Origin of the sequence: Amycolatopsis minnesotensis (assembly GCF_039529815.1) — a bacterium.
Taxonomy (GTDB): domain Bacteria; phylum Actinomycetota; class Actinomycetes; order Mycobacteriales; family Pseudonocardiaceae; genus Amycolatopsis; species Amycolatopsis minnesotensis.
Window position 1 is genome coordinate 148,149 of sequence record NZ_BAAANN010000016.1, and the last position, 21,506, is coordinate 169,654.

The following is a 21,506-nucleotide window of genomic DNA, read 5'->3' on the forward strand; positions in this document are numbered from 1 at the left end:
ATCGAAAGTCTGGCGTAGGCCGGGGATCCGGCCCTACGGTGCTCACATTGCGTGACCAGCTCGTGCTGGTAGTGCCGGGCCGTCTGGTCCGCCGCACGATCACCGCTCGTCAGTCAGAACTTCGTTGTCGGGGTACGAGGAGGCAGGGATGACCGGAGATCCTGGAGTGGACGCGTTGATCCGCCAGTGGGCGGCCGAGCGTGAGCAGACCGCGGAGGAGAAGGAAGCCGACCGCATCGCCTCCGCATGGCTCGCGGAAGCGCCCCGCCAGGCGCCGGGCATTCCCGGGCAGCGCGCCCGCGGCGGCGCCTCTTCGTGGGCGCCGGTGGAAAGCGCGGATCCCGGTTACCTCGACGCCATGCGTCAGCGGCTGCCGGAGGTCCCCGACGAGCTGCTCGTCGCCGCCGCCGGCTGGTGGCAGATGATCGGCGACGTCGCCGAGGCGGAGCGCTGGTGGGACGCCGGCCTCAGCCCGCTCGACCAGCGCGCGCTCGACTACCGCGCGGCCGGGCTGAGCCCGTCCGACCTGAGCAGGCGGCTCGGCCCGATGACCGTGTTGCAGCACCTCCGCCGCGGCAGCGCGCCCGCGTGGTGCGTCGCGCGGCTGGCCAGGCAGCAGCGCGCGAGCTGATCCGGGTTCGCATGGCGGGCCGAATGGACGGCCTCCACCCATAACGCTAACGTGCGCGGCGTCGTTATCTTGGTGGCGCGACCGTGCGCTGGGCTGGAGGCAGTGTTTCCTTGGTCTCGTCGGGTTCCCCGGGTACTCCCGGTACCACGCGTGGTGACGTGGACGACACAGCGGACGGCGCGGACGCCGAGGTGGCGTCCCCGGTGCCGCGTCCGCGTTCGCACGGGGTCGCCGTGCTCGGCAGGCTCGCCATCGTCGTCGTGGTGCTCGCACTCGCCGGGGGCGGTATCTGGCTGGTGACGGCCGCGACCACCCCGGACGTGAGTCCCACCACCACCGAGATCCCCGCGCTCGAGGTCAAGGCCGCAGCGGTGCAGCCGGGATCGGCCGCGCCGATCAACGCGACGCTCGCCGGCGATCCGGCGCGGCAGCAGCCGCAGGTCCCCCAGCCGCAGCCGAAGGGCAAGCAGGGGAAGAACACCCTCGCGGGCTGGGCCGAGCGCGCGTCCGGTCCCGTCGGCATCCCGGCACGGGCGCTGGTCGCGTACGGGAACGCGGAGCTGGCGATGCGGTCCATGCAGCCGAAGTGCCGTCTCTCGTGGGCGACGCTCGCGGGGATCGGGCGCATCGAGTCCAACCACGGCCAGTACGGCGGCGCGACGCTCGGCGCCGACGGCAGGCCGAGCAAGCCGATCATCGGGGTGCCGCTCGACGGGTCGCCAGGGGTGCGCGCGATCGCGGACACCGACGGCGGCCGCTACGACGGCGACCAGACGCAGGACCGCGCGGTCGGGCCGATGCAGTTCATCCCCGGCACCTGGGCGAAGTGGAACTCGGACGGCAACGGCGACGGCGTCGGCGACCCGCAGCAGATCGACGACGCGGCGCTCGGCGCGGCCCGTTACCTGTGCACGGGCGGCAGGGACATGGCGGGCGCGACCGGCTGGTGGGCCGGGATCATGTCGTACAACAACTCCGTCGAGTACGCGCAGAAGGTGTTCGGCCTCGCCGACGGCTACGCGAAAGCCGCGCAAACCGTCAAGGTGCAGGACTGACCCCGGGGTGTTCCCGGTATGGCCGCGATTCCCCGAAGGATGTTCCGATAGACCCGGGGTTGATTCCGCGGAGGTGGCCTTCGGGACACCGTGGGCGGGGATCGCTCGATCTCCTGGGGAGCATCTCCTTTGCGGTGCTCGCGGCTCGCGGCTTCCGGCGGCTACTCGGTGCGGGCCATGGCAATTCCCTGAAGGACGCCTTCGGGGAATCTGACGCCGCTAACTCGCCCTTCGCGGCGGGGAGTCCGCCGAGGTTGAAGTCCCTGAAGGACGCCTTCGGGGCATCAGGTTCCCTCAAGGGGTCCTTCGGGGCATGGGCGTGGGAGTGGATGCGGGTGCGCGGGAGCGGAGAAGGTTCGTGAGGGGCGCATTCGCGGCGTTGAAGTCCCTGAAGGACGCCTTCGCGACATCAGGTTCCCTCAAGGGGTCCTTCGGGGCATGGGCGTGGGAGTGGATGCGGGTGCGCGGGAGCGGAGAAGGTTCGTGAGGGGCGCATTCGCGGCGTTGAAGTCCCTGAAGGACGCCTTCGCGACATCAGGTTCCCCCAAGGGCCCCTTCGGGGCATCGCCGTGGAGGGGGAACCGCCTCGGAGAGGGGGCGATCGCGGCGGGTGCTAGCGTCGGAATGTGCCAGCAAGCTCGGTCCTAGCACGCCGCTTCACGATCGTGGTCGTGTCGCTGGCGAGCCTCGCCCTGTGCTGCGGGCTCGCCTGGTGGCAGTGGGAACGGTTCTCCTCGGCGAGCGGCACCTTCCAGAACCTCGGCTACGTGCTGCAGTGGCCGCTGTTCGGCCTGTTCCCCGCGTTCATGTTCTGGCGCATCCGGAAGCTGCGGCGCCAGGCCGCCGAGCAGGAGGCCGGAAGTGGCGAAGACCACGCCGACGTGCCCGCGCCACGGCCGGAAGCCCGGCCGGAAGCGGCGGTGAGCACCCCCACCGCCACCCCCGGACCCGCCCCCGCGCGGGACGGCGAACCGGACGACGAACTCGCCGCGTACAACCGCTACCTGGCCGAGCTGAACGCCCGTGACCAAGCCAGGTGACCAAACCAGGTGACCCAGCCAGAAAGGCCCCGTCCATGACCACCCGAACTGACGAGCCGACCTCCGCGGCGCCCGCGCTCAGCGGCCCGTTGCTGCGGTTCCGGATCGCCGCGTACGTGACCGGTGTCGGCCTGCTCGGGCTCTGCTTCGTGATGGTCCTGCGGTACGGCTACGACATCCCCAAGCCGTCCGCGATCTACTCGCCGATCCACGGCGTGCTGTACATGATCTACCTGGTGGTCACCATCGACCTGGCGATCAAGGCGCGCTGGGCGATCAAGAACACCGTGCTGGTCCTGATCGCGGGGTGCGTGCCGTTCGTGTCGTTCCTGGTGGAGCGCCGGGTCACTCGACGAGTACAGGCGGGGCAGAAGCTGTAACCGCCGCGGCTTCTCGCCGCCTCGCCCGGAATGTCAGCGCGACGAGCAGGGTGCCGGTGGCGACGATGGCCGAAACGACGTAGGCGTGCGTCATCCCGGTGACGAACACGTCGTTCGGCGCGGCACCCGGCGCGGGATCGCGGGTCGCCGAACCGAACACGGTGGCGAGCACGGCCAGCCCCAGCGCGGACCCGGCCTGCTGCATGGTCTGCAGCGCCCCGCCCGCGGCACCGGCCTCGCCGGACGGCACGGTCGACATGATCACGACGTTGAGCGGTGAGAACGCCATGCCGCCGCCGAACCCCATCAGCAGCAGCGGCGCGAACAACGAGCCGAAGTAACTGCTCGACGTGTCGACCTGGGTCAGCAGCACGAGGCCGGTGACCATCAGCGCGCTGCCCGTGATGGCCAGGGGTTTCGGCCCGAAGCGGGGGAGCAGCCTCGGCACCGTCCGGCTCATCCCGAAGATGCCCGCCGCCATCGGGAGGAACGCGAAACCGGTGGTCAGCGGCGCGAGCTTCAGCACCAGCTGCAGGAACTGCGTCAGGTAGAAGAACATCGACATCATCGCCATCGGCCCGAGGAAGAAGTTGGCGTAGGCGGCGATCCGGTCGCGGTCGGTGAACAGGTGCAGCGGCATCAGCGGTTGCGCGGTCCGGCGCTCGATGAGCAGGAACGCGGCGATCAGCACGACGCCCGCTCCGAGCGAGAGGCTCACCAGCGTGTCGCCCCAGCCCGCGTCGCCGGCCCTGATGAACCCGTAGACCAGTGCCGCCACGCCGAACGTCGCGGTGACCGCGCCGGGCAGGTCGAGCCTGGCCGACACGCGTGCGGGCTCGCGGACGAACCGGGGCGCGAGCAGCGCGATGACGACGCCGAACGGCACGTTGATGAACAGCACCGCGCGCCAGGAGAACCACTCGGTGAGCAGACCGCCGAGGATGAGCCCGATCGCGAACCCGCCGCTGGACATCGCGGAGAACAGCGCGAGCGCGCGGATTCGCGCGCTCGGTTCGCTGACCGTGGTGGTGACCAGCGCGAGCGTGCTCGGGCCCGCCATGGCGGCGCCGGCGCCCTGTGCCACGCGGGCGATGATGAGGAACTCGGCCGAGTTCGCGAAGCCACCGGCGAAGGAAGCTGCGGTGAACACGGTGACGCCGATGACGAACATGCGGCGCCTGCCGAGCAGGTCGCCCGCGCGGCCGCCGAGCAGGAGCAGCCCGCCGAAGACCAGGGTGTAGGAGCTCATCACCCAGGACAGGCCCGGCTGCGAGAACCCGAGATCGGTGCGGATCCTCGGCAGCGCCACGTTCATCACCGTGGCGTCGAGGATGAACATGAGCTGGCAGGTGAGCAGCACCGCCAGCGCGAGCCCCGGCCGTGGCGCGGCGCGCGTGCCGGGTGGTGCGGGCAGGGTGGAACGCGTCAAGGGATACTCCAGTGAGAGCAGATAATCGGAGAAGGTCTCCGCTTCGAGACGTGTGTGATGATATGGAGAGACTCTCCGTTTCTGCAAGTGGATTCTCGGTGAGGTGTGAAGGAGGCCGCCGATGGAGGCTGTCGGTGTACCGCGGGCGATGCGCGCCGATGCCCGGCGCAACTACGAGCGCATCATCTGCGCTGCCCGGGAAGCGTTCGGCGAGCAGGGGGCCGAAGCGGCGCTCGACGACGTCGCGAAGCGGGCCGGTGTCGGCGCGGGCACGCTCTACCGGCACTTCCCGACGAGGGACGCGCTGATCGAGGCGGTCTACCGTGCGGACATCGTCGCGCTCGTCGACTCCGCCTACCGCCTGGTCGACGAGCTGCCGCCGAAGGAGGCGCTCGAAGCGTGGCTGCGAGAGCAGGTCCGGTTCGTGGTGTACAAGAACGGGCTCGCGCAGACGTTGAAGGCCGCGATGGACCGGGGTTCGGAAACCTTCGCCTGGTGCCGGACCAGCATCACCGAGGCGGCCACGCTGGTGGTGACCAACGCGCAGAAGGCGGGCGTGGTGCGCGAGGACCTCACCGGTTCCGCGCTGCTGCGGCTCGGGCACGGCATCGGCGTCGCCGCCGTGAACGCGTCAGAGGGTGACGGCGCGTGCATGTTCAAGGTGGTGCTCGCGGGACTACGCCCGGAGTGACCGCGGCGGCACCGTCGCGCCGCGCAGCGCGTCCGCGTCTATTGTGGACGGCTGGACCGGCGCGTCGGCGAGCCGGGCGAGCATGGTCTCCAGTGGACTGTCCACAGTGTCCGCGCGGGCACTGAGGAACGCCCACTCGTGCTCGTCGGAGCCGTAGTAGACCACGGCCGGAAACGCGCTGGTGAACCGTTTCCACGCGGCGGCCAGTGTTTCGTTGCGCCACAGGGTCGGGCAGCCCGCCTGCACGCTCACCACGCCGCCGGGACTGAGCAGGCGGGTGCACGCCGCGAGGAAGTCCGAGCCGTAGAGCCGGTTGTGCTGCGCGGCGGGATCGTCGTTCTCGTCGGGGAGGTCGACCACCACCACGTCGTAGGACCGCTCCCGCGCCGCGGCGTCCGCGACCCACTGCCAGCCGTCGAGGTAGTGGACCCGCACCCCGCTCTCCGCGACTTCGGCCGCGCGAAGTTCTTGCGGTGTATAGCCGTAAGGAAGGTGTTCCGCACACGCGGCGACCGCCTCGCGGTCGATGTCCACGTGGTCCACCTCGTCGGCGCCCATCGCGATGGCGAGCTGGCTCGCGACGCCTTCGCTGGACCCGATGATCAGCACCCGCCGCACCTGCTCGGCGAGCAGCAGCGGCGGCACCATCAGCGCTTCGTGGTAGACGAGCTGGCTGGCCTCGGTGCTCTGGCGCTCGCCGTCGCAGAACAGGGAAATGCCCTGCGCGGTGCGGGCGATCAGCAGGTCCTGGTACTCGGTCTTCGTCTCCAGCAGGACTTCGCCGATCTCCCAGGTCCTGGTGAGCCCCGCCCCGACCGGTTCGCTGATGGTGCGCATCAAGAGTCCCTCCCGTTTCCGCGGTGCACTGTGGACGATCGAACGGACGCCGCGCCGACCGCCTTCGCGAGCAGTTCGACCGCGCGCTCCGGATCGGCCCGCTCGCCGCAGGTGAACACGTCGACGAAGGCGGCGCCGAGCTCGGGGTAGGTGTGGATGGAGGCGTGGGATTCGGCCAGCATCGCCAGCACGGTCAGGCCCTGCGGTTCGAACCGGTGCGAGATCACCTCGCACACCGTCGCGCCCGCGGCCGAAAGCGCGGCCGACATCGCTTCGCGCAGTGCGAGGGAATCGTCGAGCAGTGCCGGGTCGGCGCCGGTCAGTTCGGCGAGCACGTGACGGCCGGTGAAGGCGCCGACGGTGCGGGCCTCACCGGTCATCGGTGCCCTCGGTCCCGCCGTCGAGGCAGTAGGTCCGCAGCGGCGGGATGCCGTTGAACGACACCGACGAGTAACTGGCCGTGTAGGCGCCCGCGTCGAGGATGTCGAGCAGGTCGCCCGCCCGCACCGAGGCAGGCAGTGAGTAGGGCGTCCGCAGGTAGAGCACGTCGTCACCATCGCACGTCGGCCCGGCGAGGATCACGCCGGTGTGCGCGCCGTCTCGCGTGGTGACCGGCTCGACGCGGTACGCGATCGCTTCGTTCTCGGTTTCGGCGAGTCCGTTGTAGCGCCCGATGTCGAGGAACACCCAGCGCTTCTCGTCGTCGCGCACTCCGGCGACCTCCGTGCGGATCAACCCCGCCTCGGCCACCAGCACCCGCCCCGGTTCCAGCACCAGCTCCGGGGTGCCGCCGGGGAAGTGGCTCGCCAGCGCGCCGCGGATCGCGGTGGCGTAGGCGCCGATCGACGGCGCGGTCCCGCGGTAGCCGACGGCCATGCCACCGCCGAGGTTGAGCCGCCTCGCGCGCACCCCGCGTGCGCCGGCTGCGGCGAACACCTTGGCCGCCGCGGCGATTCCGGGCTCCCACGCGCCGGGGTCGAGCTGCTGGGAGCCGGGGTGGAAGCTCACCCCGGCGGGATCGAGGCCCAGTTCGGCGGCGAGGACCAGCAACCCGGCGGCGAGTTCGGGGGAGCAGCCGAACTTGCGGCCGAACGGGGTCGCCGACGCGGGGCCGTCGACCAGCAGCCGGACGGTCACCGCCGAGCCCGGCGCGTGCTCCGCGATCGCGCGCAGGTCGCCTTCGGTGTCGGTGACGAACTCGCGCACCCCGAGCCCGAACGCGTACGCGATGTCGGCGGGCTTCTTGATCGTGTTGCCGTAGGAGAGGCCGTGTGCGCCCAGCGAGCGGCACAGGTCGATCTCGCCGGTGCTCGCGACGTCGAAGCTCAGCCCTGCCGCGACCAGACGGGCCACCACCGCCGGTTCGGGGTTCGCTTTGACCGCGTAGCACAGCCGGGCGCCGGGGAACTCGCGGGTGAGCTCCCCGGCGCGGTCGGCGACGGCGTCGAGATCGAGCACCAGGCACGGCGTCGGCGGCGCGTGCTCGGCGAGGAACCGGCGGATGCGGGCGAGTGCGGTCACTCCACCAGCAGTATCAGGAACCGATCCCGGTCAGCGACCGGACCTCCATCTCGGCGTGCTTGCGCGGGTCGGCCTTCTCCCTGCCGAACACGGTGCCGAGGAACCCGCACAGGAACGAGAACGGGATGGACACCAGCCCGGGGTTCTTCAGCGGGAACCAGTGGAAGTCGACGCCCTTGATGATCGAATCCGGCGAACCGGAGACGACTGGCGAGAAGAACACCAGCACCAGGCAGGCGATCAGGCCGCCGTAGATGCCCCACAGCGTGCCCGTGGTGGTGAACCGCTTCCAGAACAACGAGAACAGCAGCGTCGACAGGTTCGCCGAGGCGGCGACGGCGAACGCGAGCGCGACCAGGAACGCGATGTTCTGGCCGTTCGCGAGGATGCCGCCGACGATGGCCATCGCACCGACCACCACCGCGGTCAGGCGCGCGACCCGCACCTCGTCGGCGGGTTCGGCCTTGCCTCGCTTGAAGATGTTCGCGTAGACGTCGTGCGCGAACGACGCGGACGCGGTGATCGTCAGCCCGGCGACCACGGCGAGGATGGTGGCGAAGGCCACCGCGGAGACGATCCCGAGCAGCACGGTGCCGCCGATGTGCAGCGCGAGCAGCGGCGCCGCGGAGTTCTCCCCGCCCGGCGCGCCCTTGATCTCGTCCGCGCCGACCAGCGCGGCCGCGCCGAAGCCGATCACCAGCGTGCACAGGTAGAAGACGAACATGCACGAGGTCGCCCACACCACCGAGCGGCGGGCTTCCTTCGAGTTCGGCACCGTGTAGAACCGCATCAGCACGTGCGGCAGCGCGGCGGCGCCGAGGATGAGGGCCACCGCGAGCGAGACGAAGTCCAGCTTCGTGGTGCCCGAGCTGCCGTACTGGCCGCCCGGCTCCAGCAGCTTGTCGCCCATCGGGCTCTTCGCCGCGGCCGAGGAGAGCAGGTTCGAGAAGCTGAAGCCGAACTTGCCGAACAGGAACACGGTCATCAGCACCGCGCACAGGATCAGGATGGTGGCCTTGATGATCTGCACCCACGTGGTGCCCTTCATCCCGCCGACCAGCACGTACAGCACCATGATCAGGCCGACCACGCCGATCACCAGCGCCTGGCCGAAGCCGCCGTGGATGTTCAGCAGCAACGCGATGAGCCCGCCGGCGCCCGCCATCTGGGCGAGCATGTAGAAGAACGAGATGATCAGCGTCGAGGTCGCGGCCGCGGCGCGGACGGGGCGCTGCTTCATCCGGAAGCTCAGCACGTCGCCCATCGTGAAGCGGCCCGTGTTGCGCAGCAGTTCGGCGATCAGCAGCAGGTCGACCAGCCAGGCGACCAGGAAGCCGATCGAGTACAGGAAGCCGTCGTACCCGTGGATCGCGATGGCGCCCGCGATGCCGAGGAACGAGGCCGCGGAGAGGAAGTCGCCGGACAGCGCGATGCCGTTCTGCCTGCCGGTGAACGAACTGCCCGCCGCGTAGTAGTCCGCGCGGCTCTGGTTGCGGCTGCTCGCGCGGTAGACGACGTACAGCGTGATCGCCACGAAGACGGCGAACACCGCGGTGTTCAGGACGGGGTTGCTCGAACTGGTCGAGGCGGCGAGCGTCATTCCGTCACCCCCGCCCGGACGCGGATGTCCTCGACCTGCGGGTCGATCCGGTGGTTGGCGAACCGGACGTAGGCGACGGTGATCGCGATGGTGCTGGCGAACTGCAGGATCCCGAACACCATCGCCACGTTCACGTGGCCGACGAGCTTGGTGCTCATGAAGTCGTGCGCGTAGGCCGCCAGCAGGACGTAGGCGAGGTACCAGGCGAAGAACAGCAGGCTCATCGGGAAGACGAATCGGCGCAGGCGCGAGCGCAGCGCGACGAATTCACCGCTGCTCTGGATGCGCTCGAAGTCGGGGCCCTGCGGCCGGTGCTCGGTGGCGCTGTCGGCGGTTTCGGTCCGGGTGTCGCCGCCGAAGAGCACCGGCATCTGGCCGGTCTCCTCGGTGGCGTTCCCGGTCGCGGGTGAGTGCGTGACGTGGTGCAAGTCGTGGTGCAAGTCACTGTGCATGTCATGCCTCCGGCAAGCGTCGGTCCGCAAGTGGCCGGGATGGGGCGGCCGTGGGGTTCAAGGTCCGGGGTGTGGCCGTAAGCGGACTCGGAAGGCGCACATCGTAACTACGCGGATTTCGGTCCGGAAAACCGGCGGTGCGGTTTCGCCGGACCGAAGATCCGGAACGGGAATGACCTTCATTGCTCTTTTCGGAGCGCCCGCCCCACAATAGTGAGCAGTTCTGTGACGGTCGGTTAATCCCACGGGCTGGAATGCGGCACACGGTGGAAGTTCGGGTTGACCGTCTCCGGCCGCGAGTGACGGAGGGTGACCTCGATGGCAGGTGGACCCGCGCCCGGGTGTCCGGCGACCGCGTGATCAACTCGTCCGGCGGTCACGACCGGGAGAATCCGCTGGCCGAGGGCCGGTTCCGGGCACAACCTCACGGCTTCTGCCCGTCGGTAGCGAAACGCCACAACATCGGGGAAATCTTGACGCTGTAGTCGGCCGGTTACAGCACGGGCAGTAGCTTCTGACCGTGGGTGAAGGCCGTAGGATCCGCCATACGGGTGACCCCGTCCCCGGAATAATCTGATCGTATGGTCACGCAAAACGGACCTGCTCACGGCGCGCTGCCCGCAAAACCGGATCAGTGTCACCGGAAAGTGTATTTCCGCTGGTCATCGGCGGTCCGTTCGACGGAATTGCCGCAGCGCCGTTTGAGGTAGGATTCTTCCGCCACGCCGGAGTCAGCGATCTCCGAAGTGTCGATAGTCGGCCAGGTCAGCCGCACGAAGCATGATGCGATGTGCAACATGCACTGCACTGCGGCCGGGCTCGGCGGCACCGGCGTGGCAGGGCAGAACGTACGGGCCAGCCGTCGGACGCCCCGGCCGCCCCCGCCGGACAGCGGGCGCGACGGCGGGACGGGCGACGGCGGGCGCCGCACCAGAGGGCCGTAGTACAGGCACAGCCGGACCGAGGACGAGGAGCTGGATGCGAGCGAGGCGAGTCGCGGCACGGGAAGCGACCATCGAGAGCGCCCCCGCCGTCAGAGCCCGCCCACGGGGCGGTGACGCGCCCCGTGACCACTCGGCCGTTTCAGTCGTTGCTCGTGTTTTCGGGCCGAAGACGCCGGACAGGGAGTCACTTTCGTGACCGTTGCAGGAGAAGGCCAGGTGCCGGTCGGACAGTTGCTCGGCCGTAGCGGGGCCGAGCCGCCGCGCCGATCGAGGTGGCGCGCGATCGCGCAGTGGCGTGACTGGAGCATCCCGGTCAAGCTGGCCGCGGTCACGCTGGTGCCGATCCTGATCGCGCTGGCGCTGGGCATCACCACCATCGCGAACCAGGTCGGCCGGTCCGACAGCTACCAGCGCATCGACCGGTTCGTCGCGCTCGGGAGCAGCCTGCGCACGCTCACCGACGCGATCCAGCACGAGCGCACGCTCACCGTCGAACTGCTGACCCAGGGCACCTCCGGCGGGTCGGCCGCGCTCGACGCCGCGCGCCGCTCCGTCGACGCCGCGACCGCGCCGCTGGCACCCGCGATCGGCCGCGCGGTCGAGCAGGACGGCAGCGTCGCCGGTCCCGGCAGGGAGGCGACCGACCAGCTCGGCAGGGTCGCCCGGTTCCGCGAGCAGATCGCCGCGGGCGAGCTCGACCCGGTGCAGGCCGTCACGGGGTACTCGGACATCGTCTCCGCGCTGCTGAAGGTCGACACCGCACTCGTCGCCGGCATCAGCGACGACGCCATCGGCGGCACGCCGAGCGCGCTGCACGACATCGAGGTGGCCAAGGAGGAGGTGTCCCAGACCCAGGCCCTGATCGGGTTCGGGATCACCCGGGGCAGCCTCACCCCGAACGAGGTCAACCAGGTCCGCACCGCCGACGTGCGGCTGACCGACCGGCTCGCCGACTTCCGCGCCGCGGCCGACCAGCGGCAGCGCCAGCTCTACGACGGCACCGTCGTCGGCCCGACCTACGTCACCAGGGACCAGCTCGTCAAGACGGTGCTCGGGGAGCGGGCGGGCGGCGGCGTCGACCCCGACGACATCTCCTCGGCGCTGCGCAGCATCTCCCCGCAGCAGTGGACCGAGGTCTCGAACGTGGTCGCCGGCCGCATGACCGAGGTCAGCAAGCAGCTCGGCGACCAGCTCACGGCGAGTTCGTCGGCGCTGGTCGAGGACGCCAGCAGCGGCGCGGGCCTGCTCGCGGTGCTGCTGTTCGCCGCGCTGGTGCTCACCGCGGCCGTGGTGTTCCTGATCAACCGCCAGCTGCTGCGCTCGCTGCGGACGCTGCGGGCGGGCGCGCTCGACGTCGCCGACCGCCAGCTCCCCGCGGCGGTGCGGAACATCCAGGAAGGCCGCGCGCAGAGCACGAACGTGCAGCCGGTGCCGGTCGACTCCAACGACGAGATCGGCGAGGTGGCGCGCGCGTTCGACGCCGTGCACACCCAGGCGCTGCGGCTCGCCGTCGAGCAGGCCGCGATGCGCACCGGCTACGGCAGCGTGTTCGTCAACCTGTCCCGGCGCAGCCAGAGCCTCGTGCAGCGGCAGCTGCAGATGATCGAGCGGCTCGAACGCGACGAGGAGGACGCGGACCAGCTCGCCACGCTGTTCCAGCTCGACCACCTCGCCACCCGGATGCGCCGCAACAACGAGAACCTGATGGTGCTCTCCGGCGCCGAGCCCGGCCGCCGCTCCGGCCAGCCGGTGACGACCACCGACGTGCTGCGCGCCGCGGTTTCGGAGATCGAGCAGTACCAGCGGGTGGTCGTGCAGCCGCCGCCGCAGGCAAGGGTCGTCGGCTACGCCGCCAGCGACCTGATGCGCCTGATCGCCGAGCTGCTGGACAACGCGACCGCGTTCTCCGCGCCCGGCACGCAGGTCACCGTGGCCAGCCGCTTCACCGACAACGGCGCGCTGTCCATCGACATCCTCGACAAGGGCATCGGCATGAACGAGGCCGAGGTCGCGGAGGCGAACAACCGGCTCACCGAAGCCGCCTCCGTGGATCTCGCCACCTCGCGCCGGATGGGCCTGTTCGTGGTCGGCAGGCTGGCCAGCAGGCACCACATCGGCGTCACCCTGCACGGCGGCAAGGACATCGCCGGGGTCAGGGCCACCGTCACGGTGCCTGCCGACCTCGTCGTCGACGCTCCGGCCTCCCCGAAGGGACCCGTGCCGTCGCAGGGCACGGCCACCGAGGCCCCGCAAGCCGCGCCGGGCACGCTGCCCCGGCGGCAGCGTCCGGTCAACGGGGCCAGCAGGTCGGTCAACGGCACGCCGGGAGTGCCGCCGCCGTCGCAGGGCACACCGCTCGAACACCGGCCGATCGAGCCGACGGGCCCGCCGGAGATCAGGGTCGCGAACGGGCTCGCCGGGCTTTCCCAGCGGCCGCCCTCCGATGTCGAGATCTCGGGCACGGCGCTGTTCAGCCCGATCCCGAGGGACGAGCCGGCGCCGGAGCCCGCGCCGGAGCCGAAGGCACCGGAGAAGCAGGCCCCGCTCTCCGCGGCCGAGGCCGACGCCGCCTTGCCGCGCGGCAAGGAACTGTTCGAGCCCAACGGCACCGCGCTCACCGACTGGTGGAACGCCGCGACGAGCGAGCGCGACCAGCGCGCCGCCGCCGCGCCGCCGCCGCCAGCGCGCCCGGAGACGACGCCGATCTTCGACGAGATGCTCTCCGCGTGGTTCCGCAGCGCGGAGCCGGTCGAGGGCGAAGCCGGTGACCAGGCTCCTCCGGCGGCGGCCGAGCCGGTCGCGGGCGGGCAGACCGGGTGGGACTTCGTCGCCGACGCCAACCGGCGCACGGTCGAGGCGGTCTCCCGCACCGAGCCGACCAGCTTCACCAGCGCCGGGCTGCCCCAGCGCCGCCGCGGCGAGCAACTGCTCCCCGGTGGCGTCCCCGAGAAGCAGGCGGAAACCCCGGCGCCCTCGTCGGATCTGCCGGTGCGCGACCCCGCGAACGTCCGCGGCAGGCTGAGCAGCTTCCAGCAGGGCGTCAACCGCGGCAGGCAGGCCAAGCAGGACGCGCGGGACACCCCGGAGGTGACGGTGTCCCCGGCGTCCCCGGTGTCCCCGGCGCCGACGGTGCCGGTCGAATCGCCGGGCCCGCTGCCGTCCCGCAAGCCTCTCGCGGCGCCGGAACCGCCCGCCGCGCCCGAGCCGCCCGCGACGCAGGTCACACCGCCTGCGACCGCACCACCGGCGCCCGCCGCGCCGGAGCGGAAGGAAGAGCCCGCGGAGGTGACCGCGGCCTGGTCGTTCGAGAGCGACGAGAGCTGGCGTACCGTCCAGGCGGTTTCGCAGACCGTTTCCGGCTCGCTGACGCCCGCGGGGCTCCCGCGGCGGCGGCGGGGCGAGCAGCTGATGCCCGGCAGCGCACCACCGTCGGCACAGCCCGCGAGCCCGCGGCCGGAGCGCGACGCCCATGATGTTCGCGGCCGGTTGAGCAGCTTTCAGCAGGGGATCCGCCGAGGACGGCACCAAGCAGCCCGACCGACCGATGGCAACCAAGAGAAAAGGGAGGGTGAATGACCTCGCCGGATTCGCCGCAGCCTCAACAGAACCAGTTCGGCTGGCTGGTCAACGACTTCGCGGAGCGGGTGCCGGGGGTGGCCCACGCGGTGGTCGTGTCGGCGGACGGCCTGTTGCTGACCGCATCGAACCGCCTCCCGCTCGACCGCGCCGACCAGCTCGCCGCGGTCGCCTCCGGCCTGGTGTCGCTCACCCAGGGCGCGGCGCGGTGCTTCGAAGCGGGCGCGGTCAGCGAGACCGTGGTCGAGATGGAGCTCGGCATCATGGTCCTGATGTCGATCAGCGACGGGTCGTGCCTCGCCGTGCTCGCCGCGCCGAACTGCGACATCGGCCAGGTCGCCTACGAGATGACGATGCTGGTGGACCGGGTCGGCCAGATCCTCACCCCCGAGCTGCGCGCGCAGCTGCAGGGATCGGCGGGCTCCCTCATCGGTGAACCGGTGGGATGACGACGAACCGATGCTCCTGATCACCCGCCGGCCTGAACCCCGAGTGGACCGCTGCCGTGCCGCCGCCGTTTCGGTGCAGCGGTTGCGATCACGCGTCCCGGATAGGACTCTGCTCTGATGAGCACGGGATCCGGGTTCTTCGGTGAGGAGCCGGGCGCGCGCCACTCGCAGCAAGGCGAGCGGCCCCGCGAGGACTCCGACGACGGTACGTTCGCCGACGTCCTCAACGGTTTCACCCTGGATTCAGGTCGTAGCCGACGCAAGCGCAAGAAGGACAAGGACACCCATGCCGAGCCCGTACCCGCTCCACCGCCGGAGACACCAGACGACCGGGGTGAGCCGATGACCCCGCCACCCGCACCCGTCGCCGAGGCCCCGTCGCCCGCGGCTGCGCTGTTCGAGCCCGGCGCGGCACCGTCGGTCATCCGGCCGCGCTATCCCGAGCCCGACCCGGTGAGCCCCGCCGAGGAGACCGCCGTCGTCCGCCCGTACGCGCTGACCGGCGGCAGGACGAAGTCGAACTACGCGCTCGAACTGGAGACGCTGATCTCCGCCAAGGACCGTCTGAACGGCCAGAACGCCGTGGAGACGCCCGAGCAGGTCGAGCACCGCTCGATTCTGGAAGAATGCCGGACGCCGAGGTCGGTGGCCGAGATCGTTTCGGCGCTGCGTGTCCCGCTCGGTGTCGCAAGAGTGCTCATCAGCGACGCGGCCGACGCGGGACTGGTCACCGTGCACAGGACGATATCCGGTGATGACGGTGCCGAGGCGCATCTGATGTTGATGGAAAGGGTTTTGAGTGGACTCCGTCGGCTTTAAGTCACCGCGGTCATCCGCACCGTCGACCATGACCTCGGCCAAGATCGTGGTGGCCGGCGGCTTCGGCGCCGGTAAGACGACCTTCGTCGGATCGGTGTCGGAGATCGTGCCGCTGACCACCGAGGCGATGATGACCGACGCCAGCCGGGGCATCGACAACCTCGACTCGACGCCGAACAAGACGACCACCACGGTGGCCATGGACTTCGGCAGGGTGTCGCTCGACTCCGACCTCATCCTGTACCTGTTCGGCACGCCGGGGCAGCAGCGGTTCTGGTTCATGTGGGACGACCTCGTCCGCGGTGCGATCGGCGCGGTCGTCCTCGCCGACACCCGCAGGCTCGCGGACTCGTTCGCGCCGGTCGACTTCTTCGAGGACAGGGGACTGCCCTACATCGTCGGCGTGAACACGTTCGACGGCGTGGTGCACCACGCCGTCGACGACGTTCGAGAGGCGCTGTCGATCGACCCGAGCATCCCGATCGTGCGCTGCGACGCGCGCGACCGCGAGTCGACGAAGCAGACGCTGATCACGCTCGTCGAGTACGCGATGCGCCAGTGGATCGCGGTGCGGGCGGCGAACGCGGCCACCTGAGCGGGTCAGTACTCGTCATGGGGGCGCCACCACGAGGAGGCGGGGTCGTCGCGGCCACGGCCTGACTCCTCCCAGTCCTCCTGCCTGCCCATCGGCGTGAGGTCGAGGTAGCGGAGCGTGGTGTCGAGCTGGTCGCCACCCCGGCCGGTGGTGAAGTAGGTGCGGAACACGCGGTCGCCGTCGCGGAGGAAGACGCTGACCCCGAACCCCGTGCCGACGCCGCAGTCCTCGGTGAAATCCGTGCCGTCGGAGGAGTACCACGGCACGGTCCACCCCATGCGCTTCTTGACGGCTTCGGCTTCGGGGAGCGGCGCCGGGGCGATCACGGCGAGGGTCGTGTCGCGCGCGTGCAGGTGCGCGGGGTGGCCCATGTTGTCGAGCACCAGCGAGCAGCCGGGGCACAGGTGATCCGAGCCGGGGTGCAGCATGAAGTGGTAGACGATCAGCTGCTTCCGGCCCTCGAACACGTCGAGCAGCGCCGCCTTTCCGTGCCTGCCGTCGAACTCGTACTCCTTGTCGAAGGCGACCATCGGCAGGCGCCTGCGTTCGGCGCTGACCGCGTCCATCGCCTTGGTCAGCCGCTTTTCCTTGACCAGCAACGCTTCCCGCGCGGCCTGCCATTCCTCCGGTGTGACGATCGCGGGCAGTGCGGTGGTCATCGGATGCTCCTCGCGAGTAGCGGGCCGATCTTGTCGAACGCTTCCGTCCAGCCGATCCCGTGGTCGTCGCGCTGTGCCGTGGAGCCGAATCCGGTCTGGTGGAAGGTCATTTCCGTCTTGCCGCCGAGATCGGCGAAGGTCAGCGTCACCTGCGACTGGTCGAGCAGCGCCTCCGCCACGTCCCAGACGAAGGTGAAGGCCAGCCGCTCCGGTTCGGCGATTTCGGTGTAGCGGCCGTACATCCCGTGCTCGCCACCGTCCTGGTCGAGCATGGTGGCACGCCAGGCGCCGCCGGGGACCACGTCGAAATCGGCGGTGTCGCCGGTGCAGCCCGCCGGCCCGATCCAGCTCACGAACAGCTCCGGATCGGTCCAGGCCCGGAAGACCAGCTCCCGTGGTGCGTCGAAGATCCTGGTGAGGGTCAGTTCGCGGTCAGTGGTCATCGTGCTCTCCATTCTGTCCTTTTTGGATTTCCCTGAGCCGCCGGTCGAGCCGGTCGAACCCGCTGTCCCAGAAGGCGCGGTACCGCGAAACCCAGTCCGAGACGTCTTCGAGCGGCTCGGCGGTCAACCGGCACGGCCGCCACTGGGCGGAGCGGCCACGGGAGATCAGTCCCGCGCGTTCGAGCACCTTCAGGTGCTTCGACACCGCCTGCAGGCTCACTTCGAACGGTTCGGCGATCTCGTTGACGGTCGCCTCGCCGGTGGCGAGCCGGGCCAGTATGGCGCGCCTGGTGGGGTCAGCCAGCGCGGCGAAGGTCGCGCTGAGCTGGTCCTGCTGGGTGGTCGGCATCGTATTCAACCATCTCGTTAATGAACCGTTGGGTTGAATATAGCTGGCGTGTCAAGCCGGGACGACCTGGCAATCACGCTGGGGTGTGGACTTCGACGTGTCGCGGGGCGGGGGCAGGGGTGGGCAGGGCGATGTTGATGCCCCGAAGGGCGCCTTCGCGGCGTCAGGTTCGCTCAAGGTTCCCTTCGGGGCGAGCGCGCCGGAGTAAGGCGGGTCCGCGAAGGCTGGATCTGCGACACTCGCGCCTCTGGAGGCCCCTTTTCGGGGTGTCGGCGTGGAACGAGGAAAAGTACGGATTGTGAGATCCCGGCACGTGCCCTCAAAGGCGCCTTCGGGGCACCTGACGCCCCAATCCCGCCCTTCGTGGCGCGTGGGCAAGGCGGCGGCCGTGCCCTGAGGGGCGCCTTCGCGGCGTCAGATTCCCTGAAGGTGCCCTTCGGGGAATCGGCACCGCCGCGCGGGGTGACGACACCATCGGGGTGGCGATGAGACCGCGGTCACGTCCGAGCCCGGCTTTCAAATAGTTGGATGTCCGAGTATTTTAGGGCCTATGACCTCCGAACTGCACCGCCCGTCGAACCCGGTCCGGTTCGTGACCGCCTCGTCCCTGTTCGACGGCCACGACGCGGCCATCAACATCATGCGGCGCATCCTGCAGTCGCAGGGTGCCGAGGTGATCCACCTCGGGCACAACCGCTCGGTCGACGAGGTCGTCACGGCCGCGATCTCCGAGGACGTGCAGGGCGTCGCGATCAGTGCCTACCAGGGCGGGCACGTCGAGTACTTCTCGTACCTGGTCGAGCTGCTCGAAGAGCGCGGGGCCGGGCACATCAAGGTGTTCGGCGGCGGCGGTGGCGTCATCGTGCGCGAGGAGATCGACCTGCTGCACTCCCGCGGCGTCGCGCGCATCTTCTCACCGGAGGACGGGTACGAGCTCGGCCTGCCCGGCATGATCAACTCGATGATCAGGGCCTGCGACGTCGATCTCGCCGCGCAGGGGCACGGATCCGTCGAGGGGCTGCTCTCCGGTGACGTCCCGGCGCTGGCGCGCACCATCACCCAGCTCCAGCGCGAGGCGCTGCCGGAGGAGTCGCTGGCCGCGATCAAGGAGGCGGCGGGCGCGCGGACGGTGCCGGTGCTCGGCATCACCGGCACCGGCGGGTCGGGCAAGTCCTCGCTCACCGACGAGCTGGTGCGCCGGTTCCGGCTGGACCAGGAGGACAAGCTGCGGATCGCGGTGCTCGCGGTCGACCCGTCGCGGCGCAAGGGCGGTGGCGCGCTGCTCGGCGACCGGATCCGGATGAACTGCCTCGACGGCTCGCCGGTGTTCTTCCGCTCGCTCGCGACCCGCACCACCAGCGGTGAGATCCCGGTGGGGCTCAACGAATCCGTGCTCGCCTGCAAGGCGGCCGGCTACGACCTCGTGATCGTCGAGACGCCGGGCATCGGCCAGGGCGACGCGGGCATCGTCGACTACGTGGACGACTCGCTGTACGTGATGACGCCGGAGTTCGGCGCCGCGTCGCAGCTGGAGAAGATCGACATGCTCGACTTCGCCGACGTGGTGGCGATCAACAAGTTCGAGCGCCGCGGCGCCGAGGACGCCCGCCGCGACGTGGCGCGGCAGCTCGTGCGCAACCGCGAGGCGTTCGGTTCCGCGCCGGAGGACATGCCGGTCTACGGCACGAGCGCGGCGAAGTTCAACGACGACGGTGTCACCGCGCTGTACCAGCACCTGCGCGACCTGCTCGCCGAGCGGGGGCTGTCGGTGTCGGCGGGCGTGCTGCCCGTGGTGGCGGGCAAGGTGTCCACCGACGCCAGCACCGTCATCCCGGCGACCAGGGTGCGCTACCTGTCCGAGATCGCCGAAGGCGTGCGCGGGTACCACCGGCGCACCGAGGCGCAGGCCACCGCCGTGCGCAAGCGGGAGCACCTCACCGAAGCGAAGGCCGCGCTGGCCGAAGCGGGAGCCGATACCGTCGCGATCGCCGAACTGGTCACGAAGGCCGAGTCCGATGTGGACGTCGAATCGGCCGAGCTGCTGGCGAAGTGGCCGGAACTGGCCGAGTCCTACCGCGCAGAGGAACTCGTCGTCAAGATCCGCGACAAGGAGCTGCACACTCCACTGTGGAGGGAGACCCTCTCGGGGAGCAGGATCCCGCGTGTCTCGCTGCCGCGCTACACCGATCCCGGTGAGCTGCTCTCGTTCCTTCGCAGGGAGCACCTGCCCGGATACTTTCCCTACACCGCAGGGGTTTTCCCGTTCAAGCGGGAGGGAGAGGACCCGGCCCGGATGTTCGCGGGCGAAGGGGACGCGTTCCGCACGAACCGGCGGTTCAAGTACCTCTCGTCCGATTCGGACGCCAAGCGGCTGTCCACCGCGTTCGACTCGGTGACCCTGTACGGGCACGATCCCGCCACCCGTCCCGACATCTACGGCAAGGTCGGCACCTCGGGCGTGTCCATCGCGACGCTCGAGGACATGAAGGCGCTCTACGACGGCTTCGACCTCACCTCGCCGAGCACCTCGGTTTCGATGACGATCAACGGCCCCGCGCCGACGATCCTCGCGTTCTTCCTCAACACCGCGATCGACCAGCGGGTGGCCGCGTTCGAGGCGGAGCACGGGCGACAGCCCGACGAGCAGGAGCACGCGCAGCTGCGTGAGTGGGCGCTGAAGAACGTGCGCGGCACCGTGCAGGCCGACATCCTCAAGGAGGACCAGGGCCAGAACACCTGCATCTTCTCCACCGAGTTCAGCCTGCGCATGATGGGCGACATCCAGGAGTGGTTCATCGCCAACGGGGTGCGGAACTTCTACTCGGTGTCGATCTCGGGCTATCACATCGCCGAGGCGGGGGCGAACCCGATTTCGCAGCTCGCGTTCACCCTCGCCAACGGGTTCACCTACGTCGAGTCCTATCTCGCGCGCGGGATGGACATCGACGACTTCGCGCCGAACCTCTCGTTCTTCTTCTCCAACGGGATGGACGCCGAGTACTCGGTGCTCGGCCGCGTCGCGCGCCGGATCTGGGCGGTCGCGATGCGCGAGCGCTACGGTGCGAACGAGCGGTCGCAGAAGCTCAAGTACCACGTGCAGACCTCGGGGCGCTCGCTGCACGCGCAGGAGATGAGCTTCAACGACATCCGCACCACGCTGCAGGCGCTGTGCGCGCTCTACGACAACGCGAACTCGTTGCACACCAACGCCTTCGACGAGGCGATCACCACGCCTTCGGAGTCGTCGGTCCGGCGGGCGATGGCGATCCAGATGATCATCAACAAGGAGTGGGGCCTGTCGAAGAACGAGAACCCGTTGCAGGGTTCGTTCATCATCGACGAGCTGACCGACCTGGTCGAGGAGGCCGTGCTCACCGAGTTCGACCGGATCTCCGAACGCGGCGGCGTGCTCGGCGCGATGGAGACCGGTTACCAGCGCGGGAAGATCCAGGACGAGTCCATCCTGTACGAGCGGCTCAAGCACGACGGCTCGCTGCCGATCGTCGGCGTCAACACGTTCCGCAACCCGCGTGAAGGCGAGGACGAGGTCGAGGTCGAGCTGGCGAGGGCGACCGAGGACGAGAAGAAGTCGCAGCTCGACCGGCTGGAGGACTTCCAGCAACGCAACCGCGACGACGCGCAGCGCGCGCTGCTGGCCCTGCGCGAGGCGGCGACGCGTGGCGAGAACCTGTTCGGCACGCTGATGGACGCGGCGCGCGTGTGCTCGCTCGGCCAGATCACTGAGGCATTCTTCGAGGTCGGCGGCCAGTACCGCCGCAACGTCTGAGGGCGCTGCCCGGGTTCAGGTCTCTGAAGGTCACCGTGCTGATGTGTGCGCGCCGGTTCCGGTGAGGTGGGTGGCGGAAGCGCGGAGCCGCACGGGGCTTGGTCCCCGAAGGGCGCCTTCGGGGAGTCTGACGCCGTGATCTCGCCCCTCGTGGCGTGGGGTGTGGTGATTGTCGGTGCCCTGAAGGGGCCCTTCGGGGCGTTGGATTCCCTCAAGGGCGCCTTCAGGGCATGCGGTCTGGGGTGGAGC

The 21,506-nt window shown here is 70.0% G+C and carries 19 protein-coding genes; 10 read left to right on the forward strand and 9 right to left on the reverse strand.

What is annotated here, in order from left to right; translation table 11 throughout:
• The first annotated feature begins 148 nt into the window (after nucleotides 1–148).
• The 4 genes from ABD256_RS21335 to ABD256_RS21350 all read left to right on the forward strand — a co-directional run bounded on the left by ABD256_RS21335 (nucleotide 149) and on the right by ABD256_RS21350 (nucleotide 3,106).
• Nucleotides 149–631 (forward strand): helix-turn-helix transcriptional regulator, encoded by a 483-nt coding sequence (locus ABD256_RS21335; protein WP_344421415.1) that lies wholly within the window; start codon nucleotides 149–151, stop codon nucleotides 629–631.
• A gap of 158 nt (nucleotides 632–789) precedes the next feature.
• Nucleotides 790–1,686, forward strand: coding sequence for a lytic transglycosylase domain-containing protein (locus tag ABD256_RS21340; protein ID WP_425546484.1), 897 nt, complete (start codon nucleotides 790–792; stop codon nucleotides 1,684–1,686).
• Nucleotides 1,687–2,312: 626 nt separating this feature from the next.
• A complete protein-coding gene (locus tag ABD256_RS21345; RefSeq protein WP_344421418.1) occupies nucleotides 2,313–2,726 on the forward strand; it encodes a hypothetical protein in 414 nt (137 codons plus the stop codon).
• A gap of 35 nt (nucleotides 2,727–2,761) precedes the next feature.
• Entirely contained in the window at nucleotides 2,762–3,106 is a 345-nt protein-coding gene (locus ABD256_RS21350) for a DUF3817 domain-containing protein (RefSeq protein WP_344421421.1), read from the forward strand.
• Here the strand turns inward: ABD256_RS21350 and ABD256_RS21355 are convergent.
• Complete coding sequence (locus tag ABD256_RS21355; RefSeq protein WP_344421424.1) at nucleotides 3,072–4,535, reverse strand: MFS transporter; 1,464 nt, start codon at nucleotides 4,533–4,535, stop codon at nucleotides 3,072–3,074. The two genes, ABD256_RS21350 and ABD256_RS21355, sit on opposite strands and share 35 nt — an antisense overlap.
• A gap of 121 nt (nucleotides 4,536–4,656) precedes the next feature.
• Between ABD256_RS21355 and ABD256_RS21360 the strand changes: the two genes are divergently transcribed.
• Nucleotides 4,657–5,226, forward strand: a complete 570-nt coding sequence (locus ABD256_RS21360) for a TetR/AcrR family transcriptional regulator (protein ID WP_344421427.1) — start codon at nucleotides 4,657–4,659, stop codon at nucleotides 5,224–5,226.
• Here the strand turns inward: ABD256_RS21360 and ABD256_RS21365 are convergent.
• Genes ABD256_RS21365 through ABD256_RS21385 form a run of 5 tightly spaced genes read right to left on the reverse strand, consistent with a single transcriptional unit; the run spans nucleotide 5,212 to nucleotide 9,636 of the window.
• On the reverse strand, nucleotides 5,212–6,063 hold the full coding sequence (locus tag ABD256_RS21365; protein ID WP_344421430.1) for a spermidine synthase: 852 nt from the start codon (nucleotides 6,061–6,063) through the stop codon (nucleotides 5,212–5,214). The genes ABD256_RS21360 and ABD256_RS21365 overlap by 15 nt on opposite strands.
• Nucleotides 6,063–6,443, reverse strand: coding sequence for an adenosylmethionine decarboxylase (gene speD, locus ABD256_RS21370; protein ID WP_344421433.1), 381 nt, complete (start codon nucleotides 6,441–6,443; stop codon nucleotides 6,063–6,065). The genes ABD256_RS21365 and speD overlap by 1 nt, the downstream gene beginning before the upstream one ends.
• Nucleotides 6,433–7,584, reverse strand: a complete 1,152-nt coding sequence (locus tag ABD256_RS21375) for a type III PLP-dependent enzyme (RefSeq protein ID WP_344421435.1) — start codon at nucleotides 7,582–7,584, stop codon at nucleotides 6,433–6,435. The genes speD and ABD256_RS21375 overlap by 11 nt, the downstream gene beginning before the upstream one ends.
• Nucleotides 7,585–7,597: 13 nt before the next feature.
• Nucleotides 7,598–9,184, reverse strand: a complete 1,587-nt coding sequence (locus ABD256_RS21380; RefSeq protein ID WP_344421439.1) for a solute symporter family protein — start codon at nucleotides 9,182–9,184, stop codon at nucleotides 7,598–7,600.
• Nucleotides 9,181–9,636: a DUF485 domain-containing protein gene (locus ABD256_RS21385; protein WP_344421442.1), complete on the reverse strand. Its 456-nt coding sequence runs from the start codon at nucleotides 9,634–9,636 to the stop codon at nucleotides 9,181–9,183. The genes ABD256_RS21380 and ABD256_RS21385 overlap by 4 nt, the downstream gene beginning before the upstream one ends.
• A gap of 1,136 nt (nucleotides 9,637–10,772) precedes the next feature.
• Between ABD256_RS21385 and ABD256_RS21390 the strand changes: the two genes are divergently transcribed.
• The 4 genes from ABD256_RS21390 (at nucleotide 10,773) to ABD256_RS21405 (ending at nucleotide 16,019) form a co-directional block, all read left to right on the forward strand.
• Nucleotides 10,773–14,156 carry a sensor histidine kinase gene (locus tag ABD256_RS21390; protein WP_344421445.1) on the forward strand — a complete coding sequence of 1,128 codons (3,384 nt, stop codon included), beginning with the start codon at nucleotides 10,773–10,775 and terminating at the stop codon, nucleotides 14,154–14,156.
• Complete coding sequence (locus ABD256_RS21395; protein ID WP_344421448.1) at nucleotides 14,153–14,605, forward strand: roadblock/LC7 domain-containing protein; 453 nt, start codon at nucleotides 14,153–14,155, stop codon at nucleotides 14,603–14,605. The genes ABD256_RS21390 and ABD256_RS21395 overlap by 4 nt, the downstream gene beginning before the upstream one ends.
• 117 nt (nucleotides 14,606–14,722) lie before the next feature.
• Entirely contained in the window at nucleotides 14,723–15,424 is a 702-nt protein-coding gene (locus ABD256_RS21400) for a DUF742 domain-containing protein (protein ID WP_344421451.1), read from the forward strand.
• A complete protein-coding gene (locus ABD256_RS21405) occupies nucleotides 15,405–16,019 on the forward strand; it encodes a GTP-binding protein (protein WP_344421454.1) in 615 nt (204 codons plus the stop codon). The genes ABD256_RS21400 and ABD256_RS21405 overlap by 20 nt, the downstream gene beginning before the upstream one ends.
• A 5-nt stretch (nucleotides 16,020–16,024) precedes the next feature.
• Here the strand turns inward: ABD256_RS21405 and ABD256_RS21410 are convergent, their stop codons facing one another.
• From ABD256_RS21410 to ABD256_RS21420, 3 genes are read right to left on the reverse strand one after another with little or no spacing between them, the layout of a single operon-like run.
• Nucleotides 16,025–16,678, reverse strand: coding sequence for a DUF899 domain-containing protein (locus tag ABD256_RS21410; protein ID WP_344421457.1), 654 nt, complete (start codon nucleotides 16,676–16,678; stop codon nucleotides 16,025–16,027).
• Complete coding sequence (locus ABD256_RS21415; protein WP_344421460.1) at nucleotides 16,675–17,121, reverse strand: SRPBCC family protein; 447 nt, start codon at nucleotides 17,119–17,121, stop codon at nucleotides 16,675–16,677. Before ABD256_RS21415 ends, ABD256_RS21410 begins: the two co-directional genes overlap by 4 nt.
• Nucleotides 17,111–17,470 carry an ArsR/SmtB family transcription factor gene (locus tag ABD256_RS21420; protein ID WP_344421463.1) on the reverse strand — a complete coding sequence of 120 codons (360 nt, stop codon included), beginning with the start codon at nucleotides 17,468–17,470 and terminating at the stop codon, nucleotides 17,111–17,113. Before ABD256_RS21420 ends, ABD256_RS21415 begins: the two co-directional genes overlap by 11 nt.
• Nucleotides 17,471–18,020: 550 nt before the next feature.
• Between ABD256_RS21420 and icmF the strand changes: the two genes are divergently transcribed.
• Entirely contained in the window at nucleotides 18,021–21,257 is a 3,237-nt protein-coding gene (gene icmF, locus ABD256_RS21425) for a fused isobutyryl-CoA mutase/GTPase IcmF (protein ID WP_344421465.1), read from the forward strand.
• The last annotated feature ends 249 nt before the right edge of the window (nucleotides 21,258–21,506 follow it).

What these genes read in the sequence shown, in the direction of transcription:
- ABD256_RS21410 (WP_344421457.1), bottom strand. Translation starts at nt 16,678, where the DNA reads ATGACCACCGCACTGCCCGCGATCGTCACACCGGAGGAATGGCAGGCC.
- icmF (WP_344421465.1), top strand. Translation starts at nt 18,021, where the DNA reads ATGACCTCCGAACTGCACCGCCCGTCGAACCCGGTCCGGTTCGTGACC.
- ABD256_RS21415 (WP_344421460.1), bottom strand. Translation starts at nt 17,121, where the DNA reads ATGACCACTGACCGCGAACTGACCCTCACCAGGATCTTCGACGCACCA.
- ABD256_RS21385 (WP_344421442.1), bottom strand. Translation starts at nt 9,636, where the DNA reads ATGCACAGTGACTTGCACCACGACTTGCACCACGTCACGCACTCACCC.
- speD (WP_344421433.1), bottom strand. Translation starts at nt 6,443, where the DNA reads ATGACCGGTGAGGCCCGCACCGTCGGCGCCTTCACCGGCCGTCACGTG.
- ABD256_RS21360 (WP_344421427.1), top strand. Translation starts at nt 4,657, where the DNA reads ATGGAGGCTGTCGGTGTACCGCGGGCGATGCGCGCCGATGCCCGGCGC.
- ABD256_RS21335 (WP_344421415.1), top strand. Translation starts at nt 149, where the DNA reads ATGACCGGAGATCCTGGAGTGGACGCGTTGATCCGCCAGTGGGCGGCC.
- ABD256_RS21350 (WP_344421421.1), top strand. Translation starts at nt 2,762, where the DNA reads ATGACCACCCGAACTGACGAGCCGACCTCCGCGGCGCCCGCGCTCAGC.
- ABD256_RS21400 (WP_344421451.1), top strand. Translation starts at nt 14,723, where the DNA reads ATGAGCACGGGATCCGGGTTCTTCGGTGAGGAGCCGGGCGCGCGCCAC.
- ABD256_RS21380 (WP_344421439.1), bottom strand. Translation starts at nt 9,184, where the DNA reads ATGACGCTCGCCGCCTCGACCAGTTCGAGCAACCCCGTCCTGAACACC.
- ABD256_RS21420 (WP_344421463.1), bottom strand. Translation starts at nt 17,470, where the DNA reads ATGCCGACCACCCAGCAGGACCAGCTCAGCGCGACCTTCGCCGCGCTG.
- ABD256_RS21395 (WP_344421448.1), top strand. Translation starts at nt 14,153, where the DNA reads ATGACCTCGCCGGATTCGCCGCAGCCTCAACAGAACCAGTTCGGCTGG.
- ABD256_RS21365 (WP_344421430.1), bottom strand. Translation starts at nt 6,063, where the DNA reads ATGCGCACCATCAGCGAACCGGTCGGGGCGGGGCTCACCAGGACCTGG.